Below are 21,914 nucleotides of genomic sequence, written 5' to 3' on the forward strand. Positions count from 1 at the left end.
CAGGCGCAGCATCGCCACGACCTTTCCGCAGACCAGTCCAGGAGCCGCCATGAACCTTCGTCCCGCCTTGCTCGGCGCCGCGCTCGCCCTCGCCTTGCCGACGCTGGCGATGGCGTCTTCGCCCGCCCGGGCCGCGCGCGGCTTCCAGGCCAGCGACCTGGTATCGATGGACCGTTACTCCTCGCCGGTGTTGTCGCCGGACGGCCGCAAGCTGGTATTCGCCAGGCGCGTGGTCGACATGGCCACGAACAAGGCCACGACTTCGCTCTGGATCGAGGACCTGTTCGCACGCGATGCGGCGCCGCCGGTGCGGCTCACGCCGGAAGGCTGGAACGTGAACTCGCCGGCCTTCTCCAGGGATGGCGCCACCGTCTTTTTCCTCAGTGGCAAGAACGGCAGCTCGCAGCTGTACGCGATCCCGGCCGCGGGCGGCACGCCGGTGCAGGCCACCGATTTCGCGCTCGACATCGACGGCTATTCCCTGTCACCTGACGGCAAGCATGTCGCTTTCGCCGCCGGCGCGTTCCCGGACTGCAAGGGCGACCTCGACTGCACGAAGAAGAAGCTCGACGCCAAGCCCGCGAGCAGCGGCGTGGTCTTCGACCGCCTGTTCATCCGCCACTGGGACACCTGGGCCGACGGCCGCCTCAATCGCATCTTCGTCGCCAGCCTCGACGGCAAGGGGCCGGTGAAGGCGGCCACGCTGGTCGGCGCCGACCTGCTCGCCGACGTGCCATCCAAGCCGTTTGGCGGCATGGACGACGTCGCCTGGGCGCCGGACGGCAAATCGCTGGTGGCCAGCGCGCGCCTGTCCAACGGCGACGAGCCGCGCTCGACCAACTTCGACCTGTACCGGTTGCAGGCCGACGGCAGCGGCAAGGCCCGCAACCTCACCGCGGCCAACCTGGCTTGGGATGCCGGCCCGGTGTTCAGCGCCGACGGCAGCACGCTGTACTACCGCGCGATGAAGCGACCCGGCTTCGAGGCCGACCGCTTCGCGCTGATGGCGATGGACCTGGGCAGCGGCAAGACCCGCGAGATCGATCCGCAGTGGGACCGCTCCGCCGATGGCATCGTGCTGTCGGCCGACGGCAGGACCATCTACACCACCGCGCAGGACATGGGCGAGCATCCGTTGTTCGCGGTGGACATCGCCAGCGGCGTCGCCACCGAAGTCATCGGCAACGGCAGCATCGGCGACTTCTCGATCGCGGGCCCGACCGCGGCCTTCACCCGCAATTCGATGAAGAGCGGCGCGCAGGTGTTCGCCGGCGGGATCGGCGGGATGCCCGAGCGCGCGATCACCCCGAGCGCGGGCGAGATGCTCCCTGACGTCCGGTTCGGCGACTACGAGCAGTTCTCGTTCAAGGGCTGGAACGGCGAGACCGTGCACGGCTACGTGGTCAAGCCGTGGAACTACGAGCAAGGCAAGGCGTATCCGGTCGCGTTCCTGATCCACGGCGGCCCGCAGGGCAGCTTCGGCGATGGCTGGAGCTATCGCTGGAACCCGCAGACCTACGCCGGGCAGGGCTATGCCGCGGTGATGATCGATTTCCACGGCAGTACCGGTTATGGCCAGGCGTTCACCGACGCGATCAGCCAGCACTGGGGCGATCGCCCGCTGGAAGACCTGCAGAAGGGCTGGGCCGCGGCCCAGGACAAGTACGCGTTCCTCGACGGCGACAAGGCCTGCGCGCTGGGTGCCAGCTACGGCGGCTACATGGTGTACTGGATCGCCGGGGTCTGGAACCAGCCGTGGAAATGCCTCGTCGACCATGACGGCGTGTTCGACAACCGCATGATGGGCTACGCCACCGAAGAACTCTGGTTCAGCGAGTGGGAGAACGGTGGCACCCCGTACGACAACCCCGAGGGCTACGAGAAGTTCAACCCGGTCAACCATGTCAAGGACTGGCGCGTGCCGATGCTGGTGGTGCACAGCCAGCAGGACCTGCGGATCCCGGTGGAGCAGGGGATCGCCGCGTTCACCGCGTTGCAGCGCAAGGGGATCGAGTCGAAGTTCCTGTACTTCCCGGACGAGAACCATTGGGTGCTGAAGCCGGCCAACAGCCTGCTCTGGCACGATACCGTCAACGCGTGGCTGCGCCAGCACATCGGCCAGCCGTGAGCTTCGCGCCGGGCATGGGCTCGACCAGCCCGGCGCGGAGTCGAACCTGGGGGGGGGGCCCCGCCGGAGGTGGGTAATGGTGGATGATCCGTTCAAGGCGAAGGAACCGGAACAGCGTTACCGCGGCCCGGAACGGCGCAGCGGCAAGGATCGTCGCCAGCACGGCGACCGGCGCGAGGAAATCCGCTTCGAACTCAAGGGCGGCGACCGGCGCAGCGGCAAGGACCGGCGCAAGCACGGCAGCTGGGACGATGCCCCGATCCGCTGAAGGGGGCCGCCATTGAACGGCGGCCAAGACGAGACCGAGCGTTGGTGGGAGCGGGTGGCGCAGGGCACGATGCGCTCGGCCTTGCGGCATCCCACGCAATACTGGGGCCGGCAGTGGCTGCGCCACCTGAGCCCCGAGGATCGTGCGCGGCTGACGGCGGTGCAGGTGACCGCGACCCGGCCGGCGTTCACCGCGGTGCTGGTCGGCGGCGCCGGCATGCTGGCCGCGGTCGCGCTGCTGCAGGTCGCCGGCCTTGCCCCCGGCATCGGCTATCCGGTGTGGATGGAGTTGCTGGCCGCGATCGGCGTCGTGCTGCTGGCCTGGCTGAACTGGCGCATGCGCAGCTGGCGGTTGCGGCTGGTGGCGTTGATGTCGAGCATGGTCCTGCTGGGCGTGTTCCTGTCGGTGCCGATGCCCGGCTCGGGGCTGGTGGCGGGCGCGCAATACCCGATCCGCACCGGCCTGTTCCACCTCATCCCGATCGCGTTGCTCGCGCTGACCGTGCGCGCGGTGTCGACGCTGTCGCTGGTGCTGGTGCTGGTGGCGTTGTCGGTCCTGCGCGTGCAGCTGCATGGCGCGCCGCCCTCCGGCGCCGCGTTGTACTGGCTGTACACGGCCACCACGGTCGTTTTCGGCCTGATGCTCTCCGGGTACCGTACCGATTTCGCGGTCGAGGCCTACCGCGTGCGCCACCTGCTGTGGAAGCAGGCGGCCACCGATGCCCTGACCGGACTGTTCAACCGCGCAGGCTGGGAGCGCGACGCCACCCGGGTCTATGCCGATGCCGGCGCGCGCGAAGCACCGCGCAGCCTGGTGTTCTTCGATGTCGACCACTTCAAGCGGGTCAACGACCGTTGGGGCCACGAACGTGGCGACGACGTGCTGCGCGTACTGGGCCAGGTGATCGCATCGCGGCTGGGGCCCGACAGCTACGCTGCGCGCCTGGGGGGCGAGGAATTCATCGTGCTGATGGTGGACGCCGCGCCGGTGGCGGTCGAGCGTTTCGCGCAGCGGGTGCGCGAGGACTTCGCGCATGCGACCAGCGAACTGGGCTGCACGCTCAGCGCCGGGATCGCGTTCGCCAGTCGCGGCGAGGAGCTGGCCGCGAGCCTGCGCCGCGCCGATGGCGCGCTATACGCGGCCAAGGAAGGCGGCCGCGACCGCATCGTGGTCGCCGCCGCGCCGCAATGAGGGGGGCGATCCCGCGTGCTGCACCAGGACGCCTGCAGCGCGCGGCTAGAGCCAGCGCACCTTCCTGAGGTAGCGGTAGAGCCCCAGGCAGACCACCGCCACCACGCCGACCAGGACGTAGTAGCTGTAACGCCCGTGCAGCTCCGGCATGTAGCGGAAGTTCATGCCGTACCAGCTCGCGATCAGCGTCGGCGCCGCCAGCAGCGCCGCCCAGCCGGCCAGGCGCTTGACCACCTCGCCCTGCCGGATCGTCACCAGCGACAGGTTGACGCTCATTGCCGCGGTCAGCATCTCGCGCATGGTGTCGGTGGATTCGTTCACCCGCAGCGCATGGTCGAGCACGTCGCGGAAGTACGGCCGCACTTCGCCGGGCACCAGGTCGCCGTGCATGCGCGTGAGCTGGGCGAGGATGTCCTGCAGCGGCGCCACGGCCAGCCGCAACTGCGTCAGTTCGCGCTTGAGGTCGTAGAGCTTGAGGATGGTGTCGCGACGGAACTCCTCGGCGAAGATGTCCTTTTCCAGCGCGATCAGGGCTTCATGGAACTCGCCCACGATGGGCAGGTAGTTGTCGACGATGGAATCGAGCACCGCGTACAGCCCGTAACTCGGGCCGAGCGCGAGCAGTTCCGGCTCGCGCTCGACCTGCGCGCGCACCGGTGCATACGACGCCGAGGCGCCGTGCCGGACCGTGACCAGGTAGCGCTTGCCGAGGAAGGCATGGGTTTCGCCGAAACGGATGCGGCCGCCATCCGCCGCCTGCGCGGTATGGGCGACCAGGAACAGCGAATCGCCATAAGCCTCGATCTTGGGGCGCTGGTGCGCGTGCTGCGCGTCCTCGATGGCGAGGTCATGCAGGCCGAACTCCTCCTGCAGCTTGTCCAGGAGCACGTCTTCGGGCTCGTACAGCCCGACCCAGACGAAGCTGCCATCCTCCACCGCCAGCACGTCGCTGATCTGGTCCAGGGTGATGTCCCGGCGACGGCCTTCGAGGTCGTACACCACGCAGTTGATCACGCAGCTGGGCAGGGGGCCGGCATCGTTCATGCCGGGCATCCTGCTCCGCACGGGCGCCAGCGGCAAGCGCTCAGCGCCGGCGCAGGCGCACGTAGAGCGCCAGGTGCAGCGGCAGCAGCAGCGCGATCCACGGCTGGTTGACCTGCGAGAACAGCAGCACCCATTTCAGCAGCAGCGCCGCGGCCGCGCCGAGTGCCACCGCAGCAAGCACAGCGTGGAACAGGCGGCCGCCGCCGCGGCCGCGGGCAATGCGCCAGGCGCCTGGCAACAGCAGCAGGCACAGCGGACTGAACAGCAGCAGGTTCTCGTTGCCCCAGCCGGCGCGGTGTTCGGTGCCCAGCCAGATGAACAGTTCCAGCGCGCCCAGCAGGCCGCACGCCAGCCAGAATGCGCTCGCGACAGCCGCGAGCAGGCGCGGCCGCAGGGCGCCGAGCAGCAGCGCCGCCGCCGCGAGCGCCAGCCCCGCCAGCAGCCATGGCCACCACGGGCGCGCCGACTCCGGTGGTTGCGGCGCGATCCGGTGCGGCAGCAGCACCTGTTCCCCGGCGACCAGCGGGCGGCCGTCCGGGAGCATGGTCTCGTCGAGGCTGTCGGCCAGGCGCATCGGCACGAAGGCTTCTTCCCAGCGCGACAGTTGGCGGTCCGCGCGGCGCGACAAGCCGATGTCGAAACCCAGCCACATCCATGGTGCCGGCGACGCCAGCCGTACCGCTTCGCTGCGATAGGTGTTGCCGCGCGAGCGGCCGGCGATCATGTGGTGCAGCCAGCCGCCGAGTGCATCATCGAGGGCGTCCCGCACCTTGGTCGCGCAGTTGGCGGTGAAGTAGTCGTAGCGGTAGCGTGCGTTCTCCGGCCGCGCTTCTTCCGCAAGCGCCTGCGCCAGCCGACTCGCCTGAGCCGCGTTGAGGTTGAGCCACTGGATCGACACGCCGCGGCCTTCCTCGCGGTAGGTCGCCAGGTCCTGCTGCAAAGGCAGCGCCACCAGCATGTACTGCATGCGGCCGCGCACGAAGTTGCCGAAGAACCCGGGCTCGGAAGGGTCGAAGAAGCCGAAGTTGTACGAGGTGGCCGCGCCCGTGGCCGGGTCCGCGACCACGATCGCATCGTGGCCGAAGCGCTCCCAGAAGATCACGCCAGGCTGCATCGTCATCACGCCGATGCGCGGGGTCGCGGCGGAGGCGGGAGGCACCGCGGCCGGCGCGGCTGCCGGGGCAGGCGCGCGGGCGGCTGGCGCCTTTGCCGCGGGTGTACCCGCATGGGCCTGCGCGAACGCGGCCTGCTGCAACGACAGCGCCAGCAGCATGAACGCCAGCAACAGGATGCGTAGGGGGTTAGAAGCCACGAAAGCTTCCTTTCGCTGCAGGCCGATCCGCATGGTCGTTGCTGCCGCGATGATAGCGATGCGCGTGCTGTCCACGGATGGCAATGGGCCAGCAGGTCCCTCGCCAGGCCTGCGATGACAGTCGATGGATTGCCTCAATCTCCATGCACGCTCACGTGCAACGCATGCAGCCGCCGCGCATCGGCGCGCGCGACCCGGAACCCGAAGCGCCCGAGCGTCAGCTCCTCGCCCGCCTCGGGCAGGTGCCCGATGGCGGCGGTCACCAGGCCGCCGATGGTGTCGTATTCGTCGTCGTCGAAATCGGCGCCGAAGCGCTCGTTGAAATCGTCGATCGGGGTCAGCGCGTCGACCACGTACTGGCCGTCGGCCTGCGCCGCGATCAGCGCATCCGGGTCCTCGGCATCGTCGTGCTCGTCGTCGATCTCGCCGACGATCTGCTCCAGCACGTCCTCGATCGTCAACAGGCCGGCGACGCCGCCGTATTCGTCGATCACGATCGCCATGTGGTTGCGCGACTGGCGGAACTCGCGCAGCAGCACGTTGAGCTTCTTCGATTCGGGGATCAGCACCGCCGGGCGCAACAACTCGCGCACATTGCCATGGCTGAGGTCGTGGTCGGCGACCACGCCGCGCAACAGGTCCTTGGCCAGCAGGATGCCGAGGATCTCGTCGCGGTCCTCGCCATGCACGGGGAAGCGCGAATGCCCGGATTCCACCACCTGGCGCATCAGCTCCAGGAACGGTTCCTGGGCCGACAGCGCCACCATCTGCGCGCGCGGGATCATCACGTCGCCGACGCTGAGGTCGGACACCGCGATCGCGCCCTCCATCATCCGCAGGGTATCGGCCTGGATCAGGCCGTCGGACTGGGTGTCGCGCAGCAGCTCGACCAGGTCCTCGCGGGTACTCGGCTCGCCCGACAGCATCGCGCCGATGCGGTCCAGCCATGAGCGGCGTTCGGGGCGAAGCTTGTCGGCGCCGGCCGGTGCGGGAGAGCTACTACTGTCGTCCTCGGACATTGCGTTCATGCAGGCGCCACGACGGGCGACTGGAGAAGTCTAGCGCGGGCGGCTGGCAGGCAGGTAAATGCGGCCATGGCGGACCGGGAGTCCGCCCCCCGCAGCCTGTGATTGGCGGTTGGGCGGGCCTTCCGCCAGTTCCGGAAACGCGCACGCGGGTCCTTGCCCGCGGCAGCCATCCCGGCACGCCAGGAAGCGAAGACCCGGGCGGTGCCGGGCGGGAAGCCCGGCGAAGGTCCCGCCCATCTGGTCCCGCCGAAAGTGGATACGCGACCACGATCACCTTCTGTCCGCCTCCGGCATCGCGGTTCGCGGCCCGGGATCTTGCAGGGCGCGTCCGCGCTGCGCGATGTGTGCGCTGATGCCCAATTCGGGCGAGGTGCGATTGCTAGCATCGCGCACCGCTCACCACCCCCTGTGTGCAAATGTCCATGAATTCCCTGAGATTCAAGCTCGCATTGGTCCTCCTGGCCATGCTCGCCTGGTCCGCCGGCGACGCCCGGACCCGCGCCTTGCCGCAAGGCCGCGTCTGCACTTCGGCGACGCCGAGCTCCAAGCACTCTTTGCCCGCGAACATGTGCTTCCAGTTCGATGTCGCCTACGGCAGCAACGCGAAGGAGAAGTTGGACGTCTACATGCCGCCCAAGATGGTGCCGGGGGCGCCTGCGATCCTGATGGTGCACGGCGGCGGCTGGTGGCAGGGCGACAAGCTCGATACGCCCGTGGTGCGCAACAAGGTCGAGGCCTGGGTGCCGACCGGCGTCGTCTTCATTTCGGTCAACTATCCGCTGGTGCCCAACGCCAACCCGTTGCAGCAGGCGCAGAGCGTGGCCAAGGCACTCGCCTACGCGCAACGCAATGCCGCGACGTGGGGTGCCGATCCGGACAGGTTCATCGTGATGGGATTCTCGGCCGGCGGACACCTGGTGTCGTTGCTGGCCGCGCAGCCTTCGCTGGCGACCGCGCAGGGCGCGAGGCCGTGGCTGGGTACCGTCGCGCTGGACAGCGCGGTGTACGACGTTCCCGCGGTCATGAACAACCCCTACCATCAAACCCTCTACGACCAGGCGTTCGGTACCGATCCCGCGCTGTGGAGTGCGGCATCGCCGATGACGCAACTGCGTGGCCGCATCGCGCCGTTCCTGGCCGTGTGCACGACCCAGGAGGCAAACTCCTGCGTCCGCGCGCAACAGTTCGTCGACAAGGCCATGAGCTACGGCACGGCGGCCAGCGTGCTGCCGCAGAACCTGACGCATGGGCAGATCAATGACACCCTCGGGCTGCCTTCGGCCTACACCACGCAGGTGTCCGGGTTCATGTCCTCCCTGTACAACGGGACCGTGCGCTGAGGGACCAGGGGCTGCATGCCGCCTGATCCGTTCGACAAAAATCGCGGCAAACCGACTGGACCAACGAAATGCCCGCCAACCGGCGGGCATTTTGCCGTCTGCGGGCGAGCCTGCTTCAGCGCTCGAGGTAAGGATCCTCGATCCCGAGCCCGGCGAGGATCGCGCGCTCCAGCTTCTCCATGCACTCGGCGTCGCATTCGTCCTCGTGGTCCCAGCCCAACAGGTGCAGGGTGCCGTGCACGGTGAGGTGGGCGTAGTGCGCGTTCAGCGGCTTGCCCTGCTCGCGCGCCTCCCTGGCCACCACCGGCGCGCAGATCACCAGGTCGCCCAGCAGCGGCATCTTCACGCCCTTCGGCAGCTTGACGCCCTCGGCGACATCGGCCGGGAAGCTCAGCACGTTGGTGGCGTAGTCCTTGCCGCGGTAGTGGCGGTTGAGGGCGCGGCCTTCCTTCGCATCGACGATGCGGATCGCGAGATCGGCCTCGCGGATGCGGCTTTCGAGCGCGGCGGCGACCCACTTGCGGAAACTGGTGGCCGCTGGCAGGCCGGCGCGCGGCAGTGCGTAGCCGACGGAAACATCGAGGCGGGTTGGGCCGCGGGTCATGGGGACTGCTCCAACGCTAGCCGGTCGCGGCCATGTTACGCCGGCCCGGTGGCGGCGTCGTGGCCGTCGCGGGCGTCGTAGGCGTTGACGATCCGCGCCACCAGCGGGTGCCGCACCACGTCCTTCGATTCGAAGAAGGTGAAGCCGATTCCATCGACGTCGCGCAGCACGTCGAGCGCATCGCGCAGCCCCGATTTCTGGTGCTTGGGCAGGTCGATCTGGGTGAGGTCGCCGGTGACCACGGCGGTCGAGCCGAAGCCGATGCGGGTCAGGAACATCTTCATCTGCTCGATCGAGGTGTTCTGCGCCTCGTCGAGGATCACGAACGCGTCGTTGAGCGTGCGGCCGCGCATGTAGGCCAGCGGCGCGATCTCGATGACGTTCTTCTCCAGCAGCTTGACTACCTTCTCCACGCCCAGCATCTCGTACAGCGCGTCGTAGAGCGGGCGCAGGTAGGGGTCGACCTTCTGGGTGAGGTCGCCGGGCAGGAAGCCGAGCTTCTCGCCGGCCTCCACCGCGGGGCGCACCAGGATCAGGCGCTGCACCCGCGATTCGTTCAATGCTTCCACCGCCATCGCCACCGCGAGGAAGGTCTTGCCAGTGCCGGCGGGGCCGATGCCGAAGTTGATGTCGTGGGTGGCGATCGCATGCAGGTATTTGGCCTGGTTGGCGCCGCGGCCGCGGATGGTGCCGCGCTTGACCCGGATCGCGACTTCCTGCGGCTCGATGTCCTCCTCGACGACGCGGTCCACCGCGGCTTCACCCAGGCGCAGGTGGATCGCCGCTTCGTCCAGGGGTTCGCCGGCGGCATCGCGCCAGAGTTCGTGCAGCAGCTTGCCGGCCTTCGCCACGGCGGTGGCGGGCCCGCTGACGCGGAAGATGTTGCCGCGGTTGCCGACTTCCACGCCCAGTCGCAGTTCGAGCAGGCGCAGGTGCGCGTCGAACGGGCCGGCGAGGTTGGCCAGGCGCTCGGCGTCGGGCGGGTCAAGGACGAATTCGGACGTGCTGCGTTGTGGCATCGGTGCTGGCGTGGCGGATTGGCGTGGCGTGCGGGCCTGGGGCGACGGCGTGCCCGGGCGCGCAAGCTTGCGCCCGGCGGTGGTTTTTCGCAAAGTGCTGCGATACCTGGGAGGCGAGGGGAACGCAATGCGCGGATCGCGGAGTGTGCTGGGCGCAATGGTGATGGCGCTGTGTGCGCTGACGTCGTCGCCCTCGATGGCGGCGCAGGTCACGGTCCTGACGGCCGCGCGCATCGACACGATGGACGTCGCCCAGCCCCGCGCGCAGGCGATGGCCTTCGACGGGTCCGGACGGATCCTCGCGCTCGGCGCGGGCGATGAACTGCTGGCGCGCTATCCCGGCGCACGCCGGATCGATGCCGGCAGCGCGACCGTGGTCCCCGGCCTGATCGATGCGCACGGGCACATGTCCGGCCTCGGCATGACCCATCTCACCGCCGACCTGGTCGGCACCGGCAGCAAGGACGAAGTGTTGCAGCGCCTGCGGGAGTTCGCGCGCGAGTTGCCGGCGGATGCGTGGCTGGTCGGTCGCGGCTGGGACCAGAACGACTGGCCGCCCGGTGTTGATCAAGCGCGGGATTTCCCGACCGCCGCCGACCTCGACGCCGCGTTTCCCGAGCGCCCGGTCTGGCTGAGCAGGATCGACGGCCACGCCGGCTGGGCCAATGGCGCGGCGATGCGCGCCGTGGGCAAGGACCTGTCGGGCGACTGGCAGCCAGACGGTGGCCGCATCGTGCGCGACGCCCGGGGCCAGGCCAGCGGCGTGTTCGTCGACGCCGCGATGGCCCTGGTCGATGGCGTGGTGCCGGCGCCGGACGCGGCTACGGTGGAGCGCGCGTTGAAGCTGGCGATGCGGGACGCCGTTGCCCACGGCCTTACCGGGGTGCACGACGCGGGCATCGCGTTGTCGGAGCTGCGCATCTACCAGGCGCTGGCCGATCGCGGCGAGATGCCGATGCGGGTTACCGCTTTCGCCGACGGCGACAGCGATGCGCTGGCCTGGCTGTGCGACAACGGCCTGTACCAGCATCCTTCGCACCGGCTGAAGATGCGCACGGTCAAGTTGTACATCGACGGCGCGCTCGGCAGCCGCGGCGCGGCCCTGCTGCAGGATTACAGCGACGACCACGGCAACCGCGGCCTGCTGATGATGTCGCCGCAGCAGATGGACGCGGTCGCGGCGCGCGCGAAGGGATGCGGCGTGCAGGTCGCCACCCACGCGATCGGCGACCGCGGCAACCACGTGGTGGTCGAGGCCTACGCCAAGGTGCTCGGCGCGGATGCAGCGGGCACCGACCATCGCTGGCGGATCGAACACGCGCAGGTACTGGCGCCCGGCGACCTGCCGCGGCTGGCGCAGCTGCACGTGATCGCTTCGATGCAGCCGACCCATGCGACCTCCGACATGCCCTGGGCGCAGGACAGGCTCGGGCCGCAGCGGATCGTCGGCGCCTACGCCTGGCGGCAGTTGCGCGACAGCGGCGCACGGCTGGCGCTGGGCTCGGACTTCCCGGTCGAGTCGGTCGATCCGCGGCTGGGTTTGTATGCCGCGGCCACCCGCACCGATGCGCAGGGGCAGCCGGCCGGGGGCTGGCATCCCGAGGAGTTGCTGACCAATTACGAAGCGCTGCGCGGCTTCACCCTGGATGCCGCTTATGCCGGTTTCGCCGAGGACGAGGTGGGCAGCCTGGCCGTCGGCAAGCGCGCGGACTTCGTGCTGCTGGCGCAGGATCCGCTGGCGGTCGCCCCGGCGCGATTGCGCGACCTTGCGGTGCTGGCCACCTATGTCGACGGCAAGCCGGTGTACGAGGCGGACAAGCCGGCGCGCTAGCCAACCTGTCATCGCCGTCCCTGCTCCGGCAACAGCCGCGCTTGCAACTAAATTAATCATGTGGTTAATATTGCCTGCATGAGCGCTCCCCGACCCGTGAAAGTGGCCACCCGGCCCGCGCGCAAGCCCGCGCGTCGCGCCGGCCGCCCCGCGGGCGACGCCCCGGACCTGCGCCCGCGCCTGCTCGATGCGGCGATCGCCTGCTACGTCCGGACCGGGATCGCCGCGACCTCGCTGCGCGCGATCGCCGCCGAAGCGGCGGTCACGCCGGCGCTGCTGCATTACTACTTCGGCGACAAGGCCCAGTTGCAGCAGGCGGTGGTCGAGGAGCGGCTGGTTCCCGCATTCGCCGAACTGCGCGAGCCGCTGCTGCGTGCGGGCGACGATGTCGCCGCGCTGGTCGCGGCCTTCGTCCGCGGCATCGGCGACCTGGTCGCGCGGCACCCGTGGTTGCCGTCGCTGTGGGTGCGCGAAGTGCTGTGCGAGGGTGGCGCCCTGCGCGAGCTGATGCTCACGCGGATCGGGCCGCAGCTGCCGGCGCAGCTGGCGGCGCGCTTCGCCCGTGCGCAGCGCAACGGCCAGCTCGACCCGGCACTGGATCCGCGCCTGCTGGTGGTGTCGCTGGTCGGACTGACGCTGTTTCCGGCCGCGGGGGCGCCGATCTGGCGCCAGTTCTTCGATGCGTCCGATCTCGATGCGGTGGCCCTGCGCGACCACACCATCGCACTGCTGGATCGCGGCATTGGCGCCGGCTGACGCCGGCAAGGGGTGCAAGGCATGGGCTTGAAGTCACTGATCCTGGTCGCTGCCGCGTTGCTGGCCATGGTGCTGCCCGGCTGCAGCGAGCCCCCGCCGCAGGCATTGGGCACGCTCGAGTACGACCGCATCGCGGTACCGGCGCCGGTCGCCGAGCGCATCGTCGCCATCGATGTCCGCGAGGGCGAGGAAGTGGCGGCCGGGCAGGCGCTGCTGCGGCTGGAGTCGACGCGCGTCGCCGCGACCACGCAGGCCGCTCAGGCACAGGCGCAACGCCAAAGCGCCGCGCTGGCCGAACTCGAAGCCGGGCCGCGCAGTGAACGCATCGCCCAGGCGAGGGCGCAGCTCGCTGCGGCACGGGCGCAGGCGCGCGACGCGCAGGCCTACTACGCGCGCCTGCAACCGCTCGGTGCACGCCAACTGGTGGCAGCGGCCGATGTCGACCGGGCCCGCGCGGCGGCCGGCAACGCGCGGGCGCAGGCAAGCGCCGCGCAGTCGGCGCTGGATGAACTCGAGCACGGAACCCGCAGCGAACAGATCGCCCAGGGCGAGTCAGCGTTGCGTGCGTCCCAGGCCCAGGCCACGGCCGAGCAGGCGACGCTGGCGAAGCTGTCGCTGGTCGCGCCGCGCGCCGGGATCGTGGACAGCCTGCCTTACCGGCTCGGCGACCAGGCCCCGGTGGGCGCGCCGCTGGCGATCCTGCTGGTCGGCGACGCGCCGCATGCCCGCGTGTACGTGCCCGAGCCGATCCGCGCCGACGTGCGCGTCGGCAGCGCCGCGCGCGTCTTCGTCGAGGGGCGGGAAGCCGCGCTCGCGGGCAAGGTGCGGATGATCCGCAGCGAACCCAGCTTCACCCCGTATTACGCGCTGGTGGGCAAGGACGCGGCGCGCCTGAGTTACCTGGCCGAGATCGCGCTCGACGGCGAGGACGCGCGGCAACTGCCGGCCGGGTTGCCGGTGCGGGTCGAGTTCGGGCCGTGAGCGACGTCGCCATCCGCGCGCGCGGGCTGACGCGACGCTTCGGCGAGCTGGTCGCGGTGGACCACATCGACCTCGACGTGCCGCGCGCCGCCGTCTACGGCTTCCTGGGCCCGAACGGTTCCGGCAAGTCGACCAGCATCCGCATGTTGTGCGGCCTGCTGACGCCAACCGCAGGCGAGATCGAGGTGCTAGGGCTGCGCATCCCCGAACAGGCCGAGGCATTGCGCCGGCGCATCGGTTACATGACGCAGAAGTTCTCGCTGTTCGAGGACCTGGGCGTGCGCGAGAACCTGGAATTCCTGGCCGCGGTGCAGGGCGTGCCGAAGGCGCGTACCCGCGCGCGCGTCGACCAGCTGGTGGAGGAATACGACTTCGCCGATCGCCAGCGCCAGCTCGCCGGTACCCTCAGCGGTGGCCAGAAGCAGCGGCTGGCACTGGCCGGCGCGATCGTGCACGCGCCGGAAATGCTGTTCCTCGACGAACCGACCAGCGCGGTCGATCCCGAATCGCGCCGCGACTTCTGGGAAAAGCTGTTCGGGCTCGCCGACGGCGGCACCACCCTGCTGGTGTCCACCCACTACATGGACGAGGCCGAGCGCTGCCACCGGCTGGCGATCCTCGACCGCGGCGCGCTGGTGGCCGACGGCACGCCGCTGGAGCTGACCGGTGCGCTGGCCGGGCGCACGTTCGAGGTGCGCGCCGCACAACCGCGCAAGGCGCAACAGGCGCTGCGCGGCGTCGACGGCATGCTCAGCGCCGCGCAGATCGGCAACGCGCTGCGGGTGCTGGTGGATGCCGGCGCCGGCGACATCGAGTCGCGCCTGCGCCAGGCGCTGTCGTCGGCCGGCGTCGAAGCCGAGCTTGCCGCCGTGCAGCCCAACCTCGAGGACGTGTTCGTCGCCGCCACCCAGCGCGGAGATGACGAGGCCGACGCGCAGGGGCGCGCGGCATGAACTGGCGCCGGCTCTGGGCGGTGATGCTCAAGGAGGTACGGCAATTGCGCCGCGACCGCATCACCCTGGCCATGATCATCGGCATCCCGGTGCTGCAGCTGGTGCTGTTCGGTTACGCGATCAACCTCAACCTGCGCGGCCTGGATGCCGCCATCGCCGACCAGGCCGGCAGCGCCGGGTCGCGCGCGCTGGTGATGGACATGCTCGCCACCGACGTGATCGTGCCCGTGCGCGAGGCGCGCACGCCGCAGGAACTGATGGCGCTGCTGAAGCGCGGCGAGATCAGCGTCGGGATCGCCATCCCCGCCGATTTCGAGCGCCGTCGCATCGATGGCCGCGCGGTGGCGCAGGTGCTGGTGGACGGCACCGACACCGTGGTCCAGAGCGCCGCGCTGCAACTGGCGCAGGTGCCGCTCGACACCACGCCCTCGGCCAATGCCGGGCCGCTGCGCGACGCCGGCCTGTCCGCGGCGCAGCGGATCAGCGTGGTCAGTTTCTACAATCCGGAGCGGCGTTCGGCGGTCAATATCGTGCCGGGCCTGATCGGCATCATCCTGACCATGACCATGGTGATGTTCACCTCGGTGGCGATCGTGCGCGAACGCGAGCGCGGGAACATGGAGCTGCTGATCGCGACGCCGCTCAGCCGTAGCGAGCTGATGGTCGGCAAGGTGCTGCCGTACGCGCTGATCGGCCTGGTCCAGACTACGCTGGTGCTGCTGCTGGGCATCTGGCTGTTCCAGGTGCCGATCCGCGGAAGCCTGCTCGACGTCTACCTCGCCTCGATCCTGCTGATCGTCGCCAACCTGACCATGGGGCTGCTGATCTCGACCAAGGCGCGCTCGCAGTTCCAGTCGATGCAGATGACGTTCTTCGTGTTCCTGCCGTCGATCCTGCTGTCGGGCTTCATGTTCCCGTTCGCGGGCATGCCGAAAATCGTGCAGTGGCTGGCGGAACTGCTGCCGCTGACCCATTTCCTGCGCCTGATCCGCGGGGTGATGCTGCGCGGCGCGGGGCTGTTCGAGTTGTGGCCGGAAGTGCTGGCGCTGGTGGTGTTCACCGTGGCGATGATGGCGCTGGCGATCCTGCGCTTCCGCAAGCGGCTGGACTGACGCACTGCATCGGGGCCGGCACCCGGCGACTCGCCCGGGGATGGCGGGGCCTGCTTCCCCTGCGGCCTGTTCCCTATCGTCGGCGGCGCAGCTCGCGCAGCAGCAGCGCGACGCCGGACAGGCCGGTGGCGCAGGTGCCGGCCAGCCACAGCCACGCGACCAGGCTTGGCGCACATGTCCCCGTCGCGCACGCGGCGCGATGGAATTCGATCGCGCCGAGGGCCGCTATCCCGCATAGCCAGAGTCCGAGCGCGTAGCGCCGCAGCAGGCCCGGTGCCGGCGCTGGGGCTGGCATCGGCGCTCAGGCGGCCGCGGCGTCGTCCGCCACGATCCGGCCGCGCAGGGAATTCGACAGCGCCGCGGTGATCGCGACATCGACGAACTGCCCGACCAGGTGCGCGGGCCCGGCGAAGTTCACCGAGCGCATGTTCTCGGTCTTGCCGGTGAGCTCGTTGGGATCCTTGCGCGACGGGCCCTCGACCAGCACCGACTGCACGCTGCCGACCATCGCCTCGGAAATCGTTGCCGCCTGCGCGTTGATGCGCGCCTGCAGGCGTTCGAGGCGCGCGTGTTTTTCGGCGTCGCTGGTGCCGTCCTCGAGGTCGGCGGCCGGGGTGCCGGGGCGCCGCGAATAAATGAAGCTGAAGCTCTGGTCGAACCCCACATCCTCGATCAGCTGCATGGTCCGGTCGAAGTCGGCCTGGGTCTCGCCGGGGAATCCGACGATGAAGTCCGAGGAGATCGAGATGCCCGGGCGCACCGCGCGCAACTTGCGGATCTTCTGCTTGAACTCGAGCGTGGTGTAGCCACGCTTCATCGCCGCGAGGATGCGGTCGCTGCCCGATTGCACCGGCAGGTGCAGGTAATCGGCCAGCTTGGGCACGTCGCGGTACGCCTCGACCAGCGAGTCGGAGAATTCCAGCGGATGCGAGGTGGTGAAGCGGATCCGGTCGATGCCGTCAATCTGGGCGATGGCGCGGATCAGCAGCGCGAGGTCGGCGACTTCCGGCTCCGCGCCCGGGACGGACGCAGCGCCTTCCACCGGTGAGATCGGCCCGCGGTAGGCGTTGACGTTCTGGCCCAGCAGGTTGACCTCGCGCACGCCCTGGGCCGCCAGTTGCGCGACCTCCACCAGCACGTCCTCGAACGGCCGGCTGACTTCCTCGCCGCGGGTGTAGGGCACCACGCAGAACGAGCAGTACTTGCTGCAGCCTTCCATGATCGAGACGAAGGCGCTGGGGCCGGAGGCGGTCGGCTCGGGCAGGCGGTCGAATTTCTCGATCTCGGGGAAGCTGATGTCCACCTGCGGCGTGCCGGATTCGCGGCGCGCGGCGATCAGCTCGGGCAGCCGGTGCAGGGTCTGCGGCCCGAACACGAGGTCGACATGGGGCGCGCGCTTGACGATCGCCGCGCCCTCCTGGCTGGCGACGCAGCCGCCCACGCCGATCAGCACCGGCCGGTCGCCCTGCTTGAGGGCTTTCCAGCGGCCCAGCTGACTGAAGACCTTTTCCTGCGCTTTTTCGCGGATCGAGCAGGTATTGACCAGGATCACGTCGGCTTCTTCGACGTTCGTGGTCAACTCCAGGCCATCGGAGGCGGCCAGCACGTCGGCCATCCGCGCCGAGTCGTATTCGTTCATCTGGCAGCCGTGGGTCTGGATGAACAGCTTGCCGCGGGACGGCCGGGCAGGGGAAGCCATGTGCGTTATCCGGGAAGGCGGCGGTCAATCCGCGCCGGGTGGCTAGTTTAAGGCGAGGTGCGATGAGGCTGAACACCAATTGCGTTCAGCAAAATCAAATACTTGTCACGGCGACGTGATGGTAGGACACTCGCTGCCATGAAGGGGGCACGGGGAATCCTGGCACTGACCTGCCTGCTGCTGACGGCTCCGGCCGTGGCCGGCACCGTGTACCGCTGCGACAGCGCCGACGGCGGCCGCAGCTATTCCAGCAAGCGTGTTCCCGGTGCCAAGTGCACGGCGGTCAGCAGCTACAAGACCAAGGCGTACAAGTCGCCCGCGGCGCCCGTCGCGGCCGGTAGCGCCACGCTCGACAGCACGGCGGAAGGGTCCCCGGTGTCGGCCAGCCTGCCGGCGCCGGCGTCGCCGGTCGCGCCCCCCGCGCAGAAGCCCTGGCAGGCGCCGCGGCTGGTCCAAGGGCAGGTCTACTCCTACATCCAGAACGGCGTGCGCCACTACACCAGCACGCGGCCACGCGGACAGTCCGGGGTCAGCGCGGTAAGGACGATCAAGTACAGCTACATGGAGACCTGCTACGCCTGCGCGGCCAAGCCGGGCGTCAATTTCGGTTCCGTGCGCCTGAACACCACCGCCTACAACGACGAGATCCACAGCGCGGCCAGGGCCTACGGTGTCGACGAGGCGATCGTGCGCGCCATCATCCATGCCGAGTCCGCCTTCAACCCGAATGCGCTGTCGCGGGTCGGCGCGCAGGGCCTGATGCAGCTGATGCCGGCAACCGCGCGCCGTTTCGGGGTCGGCAACGCCTTCGACGCCGGCCAGAACATCCGCGGCGGCGTCCAGTACCTGGCCTGGCTGCTCAAGCGCTTCGACGGCAACCTCACCCTGGCGGCTGCCGGCTACAACGCCGGCGAGGGCGCGGTCGACAAGTACAAGGGCGTGCCGCCCTACAGCGAAACCCAGCGCTACGTGCAGCGCGTCGGGGTGCTGGCCGAGCGCTATCGCGGCACCCTGGCCGCGCGCTGAGCCGCTTTCGGCCCGTTCCGGGGCCGCAAATATTGTCGGCCTAATTCACGTTCCGTTACACTTCCCCGTCTTTGCGGCCGCCTGCCGCCGTGCGTTCGTCGCATGCGTGCCGGTGGCCGGGTCCGATATCGAGTCTTTGCGGAGTGCCTGATGGGCAATGATGGGGTCGAAAACCAGGGCCGGCGCCGGTTCCTGACCGCGACCACGGCCGTGGTCGGTGCCGTGGGCGCCGGGTTCGTGGCGGTGCCGTTCATCAAGTCGTGGAATCCCAGCGCCCGCGCCAAGCTGGCCGGCGCCCCGGTGACCACGGACGTCAGCGCCCTGCCCGAAGGGCAGCAACTGACGCTGAAGTGGCGTGGGCAGCCGGTGTACGTGTCGCACCGCTCCAAGGCGATGCTGGACATCCTGCCGACGATGGACGGCCTGCTGCTCGACCCCAAGTCGGACAACACCGACCAGCAGCCCGAATACGCGAAGAACGAGTATCGCTCGATCAAGCCCGAGTACATGGTGCTGGTCGCGGTCTGCACCCACCTGGGCTGCGCCCCGGAGTTCATCCCGGAGCTCAAGCCGCAGCCGTTCGACCCGGAGTGGAAGGGCGGCTACTTCTGCCCGTGCCACAAGTCGCGTTACGACCTGGCCGGCCGCGTCTATTCCGGCATGCCCGCCCCGGCCAACCTGCCGGTGCCGCCGTACCACTTCGAGAACGACGCCACGATCGTGATCGGCGTGGATCCCGCGTCCGCCAAAAGCGCAGGAGCCGCCTGAGCCATGGCCAATGTCTTCTCCCGTACCGCCGACACCGTGATGGACTGGGTCAATGCGCGCGCGCCCGGCATGATGCCGATGTACCGCAAGCACATGACCGAGTACTACGCGCCGAAGAACTTCAACTTCTGGTACTTCTTCGGCTCGCTCGCGCTGCTGGTGCTGGTCAACCAGATCGTCACCGGCATCTTCCTGACGATGCACTTCAAGCCGTCCGCGGCGGAAGCGTTCTCGTCGGTCGAATACATCATGCGCGACGTCGAGTGGGGCTGGCTGATCCGCTACATGCACAGCACCGGCGCCTCGCTGTTCTTCATCGTCGTCTACCTGCACATGTTCCGCGGCCTGATGTACGGCTCGTACAAGAAGCCGCGCGAGCTGGTGTGGCTGCTCGGCATGACCATCTACCTGGTGCTGATGGCCGAGGCGTTCATGGGCTACGTGCTGCCGTGGGGGCAGATGTCGTTCTGGGGCGCGAAGGTCATCATCTCGCTGTTCGGCGCGATCCCGGTCATCGGCAACGGCCTGACCGAGTGGATCATGGGCGACTACATCCCGTCCGACGCCACCCTCAACCGCTTCTTCGCGCTGCACGTCATCGCGCTGCCGCTGGTGCTGCTGCTGCTGGTGGTGCTGCACCTGGGCGCGCTGCACGAGGTCGGCTCCAATAATCCCGACGGCGTCGAGATCAAGAAGGGCCCGAAGGGCAACCGCTGGTCGACCACCGCGCCCACCGACGGCATTCCGTTCCATCCGTACTACACGGTCAAGGACATGGTCGGCGTCGGCTTCTTCCTGATGCTGGCGGCCTTCATCATCTTCTTCGCCCCGACCTTCGGCGGCTGGTTCCTGGAGCACGACAACTTCACCGAGGCCAACCCGCTGGTGACGCCGGCGCACATCAAGCCGGTCTGGTACTTCACCCCGTACTACGCGATGTTGCGGGTGGTGCCGTCGTTCTTCGGCATCAAGCTGTGGGGCGTGCTGGTGATGTTCGGCGCGATCGTGCTGCTGTTCCTGGTGCCGTGGCTGGACAAGAGCAAGGTCAAGTCCTACCGCTACCGCGGCAAGCTGTCGTGGCTGATGCTCGGCGTGTTCGTGGTGTCGTTCCTGTGGCTGATGAAGATCGGCGCGGGCCCCGGCACCGATCCGGTCGAGACCATCATCGGCCGCATCCTGACCTTCCTCTACTACGCCTTCTTCATCAGCATGCCCATTTGGACCAAGCTCGACAGGACCAAGCCGGTGCCGGAACGGGTGACGACGCATGACTAAGTTCCTCGCCACGATCCTCGCGGCCACGTTCGCACTCGGTTTCGCCGCGGCCCCGGCGAAGGCGGCCGAAGGCGAAGCCCTGCCGCACGCCGGCACCGACCTCGGCGACAAGGCCTCGCTGCAGCGCGGCGCGCGCGACTTCATGAACTACTGCTCGGGCTGCCATTCGCTGTCGTACCTGCGCTATTCGCGCATGGCCGAGGACCTGGGCCTGAGCGAGGACGACGTCCAGGCCAACCTCAACTTCACCGGCGGCAAGCCCGGCGAGCAGGTCCACGTGGCGCTGACCGAGGCCGACGGCACCCAGTTCTTCGGCAAGATGCCGCCGGACCTGAGCGTGATCGCGCGCGTGCGCGGCAGCGACTGGATCTACAGCTACCTGAAGTCGTTCTACCTCGACGAGTCGCGCCCGCTGGGCTGGAACAACAAGCTGTTCCCGAATGCCTCGATGCCCAACCCGTTGTGGGAGCTGCAGGGCCTGCAGCACGCCGAGTACGGCGAGGCGACGGCCGGGGGCGACCGCGCGATCGAGAAGCTGGTGCTGGCGCAGCCGGGCACGCAGACGCCCGCGCAGTTCGACCAGACCGTGCGCGACATTACCGCTTTCCTCGAGTACGCCGGCGAACCGGCCGCCCTCAAGCGCCAGAGCCTGGGCGTCTGGGTGATCCTGTTCCTGGCGTTCTTCACGTTCCTCGCCTTCCTGCTGAAGAAGGAATACTGGCGCGACGTGCATTGATGCGTGGTGCGGATCCCTGCGCAACAGCCCGGCCAGCGACGACCGGGCTTTTCGCGGAACCGCCGCTGGCATAGGGCGATTCCGGCAGGGATGCATCCCGCGGCTCGGGAACCGTGGCGACCGCCTGCAAGGGGCAGGCGGCGTCGGTGCGACCGGCGGTTCCGGTCGCCGGAGAAGCCCATGATGGCGACGAGTCCGCGCATGCGTAACGCACTGACCCTGTTTTCTTCCGTCGACGACGTGTTGTGCCACCGCGTGCGCCTGGTGCTGGCCGCGAAGGGCGTCACCTACGACTTCATCCCGGTCGACCCGCAGAACCCGCCGGAAGACCTGATCGACCTCAACCCCTACCACTCGGTGCCGACCCTGGTCGAGCGCGAGCTGGTGCTGTACGCGGCCAGCGTGGTCAGCGAATACCTCGACGAGCGCTATCCGCACCCGCCGCTGATGCCGGTCGATCCGCTCTCCCGCGCGCGCCTGCGCCTGGCGATGCTGCGGATCGAGCACGACTGGGTGCCGCAGGTGCAGGCGATCCAGCTGGGCAACAAGCAGCAGGTCGAGGCCGGGCGCAAGCGCCTGAAGGAGCTGCTGACCGCCTCGGTGCCGCTGTTCAAGGCCAGCAAGTTCTTCCTCAACCCGGAGATGAGCCTGGCCGACTGCGCGATGGCCCCGATCATCTGGCGCCTGGACTCGCTGGGCATCGGCCTGCCCAAGGACGGCAAGTCGATCGAGGATTACGGCAACCGCATCTTCCGCAATCCCGGCTTCGCCCGCAGCCTGACGCCGCAGGAAAAGACCCTGCGCGAACTGCCGGCCTAGACCCGGCGCGAGCCGGGGTGGCCG

General features: G+C 69.0%; 21 protein-coding genes. 14 read left to right on the top strand and 7 right to left on the bottom strand.

Annotated features, from left to right (window positions below; all coding sequences use genetic code 11):
* Nucleotides 1-49: 49 nt before the first annotated feature.
* The 3 genes from MQC88_RS07895 (at nucleotide 50) to MQC88_RS07905 (ending at nucleotide 3,587) form a co-directional block, all read left to right on the top strand.
* Nucleotides 50-2,128, top strand: coding sequence for a S9 family peptidase (locus MQC88_RS07895; RefSeq protein ID WP_243320824.1), 2,079 nt, complete (start codon nucleotides 50-52; stop codon nucleotides 2,126-2,128).
* A 76-nt stretch (nucleotides 2,129-2,204) separates the two neighbouring features.
* Complete coding sequence (locus MQC88_RS07900) at nucleotides 2,205-2,396, top strand: hypothetical protein (protein WP_243320826.1); 192 nt, start codon at nucleotides 2,205-2,207, stop codon at nucleotides 2,394-2,396.
* Nucleotides 2,397-2,408: 12 nt separating this feature from the next.
* Complete coding sequence (locus MQC88_RS07905) at nucleotides 2,409-3,587, top strand: GGDEF domain-containing protein (protein WP_243320828.1); 1,179 nt, start codon at nucleotides 2,409-2,411, stop codon at nucleotides 3,585-3,587.
* A gap of 45 nt (nucleotides 3,588-3,632) precedes the next feature.
* Here the strand turns inward: MQC88_RS07905 and corA are convergent, their stop codons facing one another.
* The 3 genes from corA to MQC88_RS07920 all read right to left on the bottom strand — a co-directional run bounded on the left by corA (nucleotide 3,633) and on the right by MQC88_RS07920 (nucleotide 6,962).
* Nucleotides 3,633-4,631, bottom strand: coding sequence for a magnesium/cobalt transporter CorA (gene corA, locus MQC88_RS07910; RefSeq protein ID WP_243320829.1), 999 nt, complete (start codon nucleotides 4,629-4,631; stop codon nucleotides 3,633-3,635).
* Between the two features lie 40 nt (nucleotides 4,632-4,671).
* Entirely contained in the window at nucleotides 4,672-5,904 is a 1,233-nt protein-coding gene (locus MQC88_RS07915) for a lipoprotein N-acyltransferase Lnb domain-containing protein (RefSeq protein ID WP_243321299.1), read from the bottom strand.
* Between the two features lie 173 nt (nucleotides 5,905-6,077).
* The gene (locus MQC88_RS07920; RefSeq protein WP_243321301.1) at nucleotides 6,078-6,962 is read right to left on the bottom strand and encodes a CorC family transporter; all 885 of its coding nucleotides are present in this window, start codon (nucleotides 6,960-6,962) and stop codon (nucleotides 6,078-6,080) included.
* Between the two features lie 431 nt (nucleotides 6,963-7,393).
* On the opposite strand from MQC88_RS07920, the gene MQC88_RS07925 reads away from it, so the two are divergent.
* Nucleotides 7,394-8,311, top strand: coding sequence for an alpha/beta hydrolase (locus tag MQC88_RS07925; protein WP_243320830.1), 918 nt, complete (start codon nucleotides 7,394-7,396; stop codon nucleotides 8,309-8,311).
* Nucleotides 8,312-8,426: 115 nt separating this feature from the next.
* On the opposite strand, the gene ybeY is transcribed toward MQC88_RS07925, so the two are convergent.
* Nucleotides 8,427-8,915 carry an rRNA maturation RNase YbeY gene (ybeY, locus tag MQC88_RS07930; protein WP_243320832.1) on the bottom strand — a complete coding sequence of 163 codons (489 nt, stop codon included), beginning with the start codon at nucleotides 8,913-8,915 and terminating at the stop codon, nucleotides 8,427-8,429.
* A gap of 35 nt (nucleotides 8,916-8,950) precedes the next feature.
* Nucleotides 8,951-9,934 carry a PhoH family protein gene (locus MQC88_RS07935; protein ID WP_243320835.1) on the bottom strand — a complete coding sequence of 328 codons (984 nt, stop codon included), beginning with the start codon at nucleotides 9,932-9,934 and terminating at the stop codon, nucleotides 8,951-8,953.
* A gap of 163 nt (nucleotides 9,935-10,097) precedes the next feature.
* On the opposite strand from MQC88_RS07935, the gene MQC88_RS07940 reads away from it, so the two are divergent.
* The 5 genes from MQC88_RS07940 (at nucleotide 10,098) to MQC88_RS07960 (ending at nucleotide 15,567) form a co-directional block, all read left to right on the top strand.
* Nucleotides 10,098-11,765: an amidohydrolase gene (locus MQC88_RS07940; RefSeq protein ID WP_243320837.1), complete on the top strand. Its 1,668-nt coding sequence runs from the start codon at nucleotides 10,098-10,100 to the stop codon at nucleotides 11,763-11,765.
* 78 nt (nucleotides 11,766-11,843) lie between these two features.
* A complete protein-coding gene (locus MQC88_RS07945) occupies nucleotides 11,844-12,521 on the top strand; it encodes a TetR/AcrR family transcriptional regulator (RefSeq protein ID WP_243320840.1) in 678 nt (225 codons plus the stop codon).
* Nucleotides 12,522-12,542: 21 nt separating this feature from the next.
* A complete protein-coding gene (locus MQC88_RS07950) occupies nucleotides 12,543-13,502 on the top strand; it encodes an HlyD family secretion protein (RefSeq protein ID WP_243320843.1) in 960 nt (319 codons plus the stop codon).
* 11 nt (nucleotides 13,503-13,513) lie between these two features.
* Complete coding sequence (locus tag MQC88_RS07955; RefSeq protein ID WP_243321303.1) at nucleotides 13,514-14,455, top strand: ABC transporter ATP-binding protein; 942 nt, start codon at nucleotides 13,514-13,516, stop codon at nucleotides 14,453-14,455.
* On the top strand, nucleotides 14,452-15,567 hold the full coding sequence (locus tag MQC88_RS07960) for an ABC transporter permease (protein WP_243320844.1): 1,116 nt from the start codon (nucleotides 14,452-14,454) through the stop codon (nucleotides 15,565-15,567). Before MQC88_RS07955 ends, MQC88_RS07960 begins: the two co-directional genes overlap by 4 nt.
* 73 nt (nucleotides 15,568-15,640) lie before the next feature.
* On the opposite strand, the gene MQC88_RS07965 is transcribed toward MQC88_RS07960, so the two are convergent.
* Both MQC88_RS07965 and miaB read right to left on the bottom strand, forming a co-directional pair.
* Nucleotides 15,641-15,862 (bottom strand): hypothetical protein, encoded by a 222-nt coding sequence (locus MQC88_RS07965; RefSeq protein WP_243320846.1) that lies wholly within the window; start codon nucleotides 15,860-15,862, stop codon nucleotides 15,641-15,643.
* A gap of 6 nt (nucleotides 15,863-15,868) precedes the next feature.
* Complete coding sequence (gene miaB / locus MQC88_RS07970; protein ID WP_243320848.1) at nucleotides 15,869-17,266, bottom strand: tRNA (N6-isopentenyl adenosine(37)-C2)-methylthiotransferase MiaB; 1,398 nt, start codon at nucleotides 17,264-17,266, stop codon at nucleotides 15,869-15,871.
* Nucleotides 17,267-17,404: 138 nt separating this feature from the next.
* Here miaB and MQC88_RS13060 point away from each other — a divergent pair, with 138 nt between their 5' ends.
* The 5 genes from MQC88_RS13060 to MQC88_RS07995 all read left to right on the top strand — a co-directional run bounded on the left by MQC88_RS13060 (nucleotide 17,405) and on the right by MQC88_RS07995 (nucleotide 21,890).
* Entirely contained in the window at nucleotides 17,405-18,292 is an 888-nt protein-coding gene (locus MQC88_RS13060) for a lytic transglycosylase domain-containing protein (RefSeq protein ID WP_243320850.1), read from the top strand.
* A 150-nt stretch (nucleotides 18,293-18,442) separates the two neighbouring features.
* Nucleotides 18,443-19,060 (top strand): ubiquinol-cytochrome c reductase iron-sulfur subunit, encoded by a 618-nt coding sequence (gene petA, locus MQC88_RS07980; protein WP_243320852.1) that lies wholly within the window; start codon nucleotides 18,443-18,445, stop codon nucleotides 19,058-19,060.
* A 3-nt stretch (nucleotides 19,061-19,063) separates the two neighbouring features.
* Nucleotides 19,064-20,335: a cytochrome b gene (locus MQC88_RS07985; protein WP_243320855.1), complete on the top strand. Its 1,272-nt coding sequence runs from the start codon at nucleotides 19,064-19,066 to the stop codon at nucleotides 20,333-20,335.
* Complete coding sequence (locus MQC88_RS07990; RefSeq protein WP_243320857.1) at nucleotides 20,328-21,071, top strand: cytochrome c1; 744 nt, start codon at nucleotides 20,328-20,330, stop codon at nucleotides 21,069-21,071. The genes MQC88_RS07985 and MQC88_RS07990 overlap by 8 nt, the downstream gene beginning before the upstream one ends.
* A 183-nt stretch (nucleotides 21,072-21,254) precedes the next feature.
* Nucleotides 21,255-21,890, top strand: a complete 636-nt coding sequence (locus MQC88_RS07995; protein ID WP_243320859.1) for a glutathione S-transferase N-terminal domain-containing protein — start codon at nucleotides 21,255-21,257, stop codon at nucleotides 21,888-21,890.
* Nucleotides 21,891-21,914 lie beyond the last annotated feature (24 nt).

The organism is Cognatiluteimonas sedimenti, assembly GCF_022808325.1.
Classification (GTDB): Bacteria; Pseudomonadota; Gammaproteobacteria; order Xanthomonadales; family Xanthomonadaceae; genus Cognatiluteimonas; species Cognatiluteimonas sedimenti.

What these genes read in the sequence shown, in the direction of transcription:
- MQC88_RS07960 (WP_243320844.1), top strand. Translation starts at nt 14,452, where the DNA reads ATGAACTGGCGCCGGCTCTGGGCGGTGATGCTCAAGGAGGTACGGCAA.
- MQC88_RS13060 (WP_243320850.1), top strand. Translation starts at nt 17,405, where the DNA reads ATGAAGGGGGCACGGGGAATCCTGGCACTGACCTGCCTGCTGCTGACG.
- MQC88_RS07990 (WP_243320857.1), top strand. Translation starts at nt 20,328, where the DNA reads ATGACTAAGTTCCTCGCCACGATCCTCGCGGCCACGTTCGCACTCGGT.
- MQC88_RS07950 (WP_243320843.1), top strand. Translation starts at nt 12,543, where the DNA reads ATGGGCTTGAAGTCACTGATCCTGGTCGCTGCCGCGTTGCTGGCCATG.
- MQC88_RS07920 (WP_243321301.1), bottom strand. Translation starts at nt 6,962, where the DNA reads ATGTCCGAGGACGACAGTAGTAGCTCTCCCGCACCGGCCGGCGCCGAC.
- petA (WP_243320852.1), top strand. Translation starts at nt 18,443, where the DNA reads ATGGGCAATGATGGGGTCGAAAACCAGGGCCGGCGCCGGTTCCTGACC.
- MQC88_RS07895 (WP_243320824.1), top strand. Translation starts at nt 50, where the DNA reads ATGAACCTTCGTCCCGCCTTGCTCGGCGCCGCGCTCGCCCTCGCCTTG.
- MQC88_RS07935 (WP_243320835.1), bottom strand. Translation starts at nt 9,934, where the DNA reads ATGCCACAACGCAGCACGTCCGAATTCGTCCTTGACCCGCCCGACGCC.
- ybeY (WP_243320832.1), bottom strand. Translation starts at nt 8,915, where the DNA reads ATGACCCGCGGCCCAACCCGCCTCGATGTTTCCGTCGGCTACGCACTG.
- corA (WP_243320829.1), bottom strand. Translation starts at nt 4,631, where the DNA reads ATGAACGATGCCGGCCCCCTGCCCAGCTGCGTGATCAACTGCGTGGTG.
- MQC88_RS07985 (WP_243320855.1), top strand. Translation starts at nt 19,064, where the DNA reads ATGGCCAATGTCTTCTCCCGTACCGCCGACACCGTGATGGACTGGGTC.
- MQC88_RS07925 (WP_243320830.1), top strand. Translation starts at nt 7,394, where the DNA reads ATGAATTCCCTGAGATTCAAGCTCGCATTGGTCCTCCTGGCCATGCTC.
- MQC88_RS07995 (WP_243320859.1), top strand. Translation starts at nt 21,255, where the DNA reads ATGGCGACGAGTCCGCGCATGCGTAACGCACTGACCCTGTTTTCTTCC.
- MQC88_RS07945 (WP_243320840.1), top strand. Translation starts at nt 11,844, where the DNA reads ATGAGCGCTCCCCGACCCGTGAAAGTGGCCACCCGGCCCGCGCGCAAG.
- MQC88_RS07940 (WP_243320837.1), top strand. Translation starts at nt 10,098, where the DNA reads ATGGCGCTGTGTGCGCTGACGTCGTCGCCCTCGATGGCGGCGCAGGTC.
- MQC88_RS07900 (WP_243320826.1), top strand. Translation starts at nt 2,205, where the DNA reads ATGGTGGATGATCCGTTCAAGGCGAAGGAACCGGAACAGCGTTACCGC.
- MQC88_RS07915 (WP_243321299.1), bottom strand. Translation starts at nt 5,904, where the DNA reads ATGCTGCTGGCGCTGTCGTTGCAGCAGGCCGCGTTCGCGCAGGCCCAT.
- miaB (WP_243320848.1), bottom strand. Translation starts at nt 17,266, where the DNA reads ATGGCTTCCCCTGCCCGGCCGTCCCGCGGCAAGCTGTTCATCCAGACC.
- MQC88_RS07965 (WP_243320846.1), bottom strand. Translation starts at nt 15,862, where the DNA reads ATGCCAGCCCCAGCGCCGGCACCGGGCCTGCTGCGGCGCTACGCGCTC.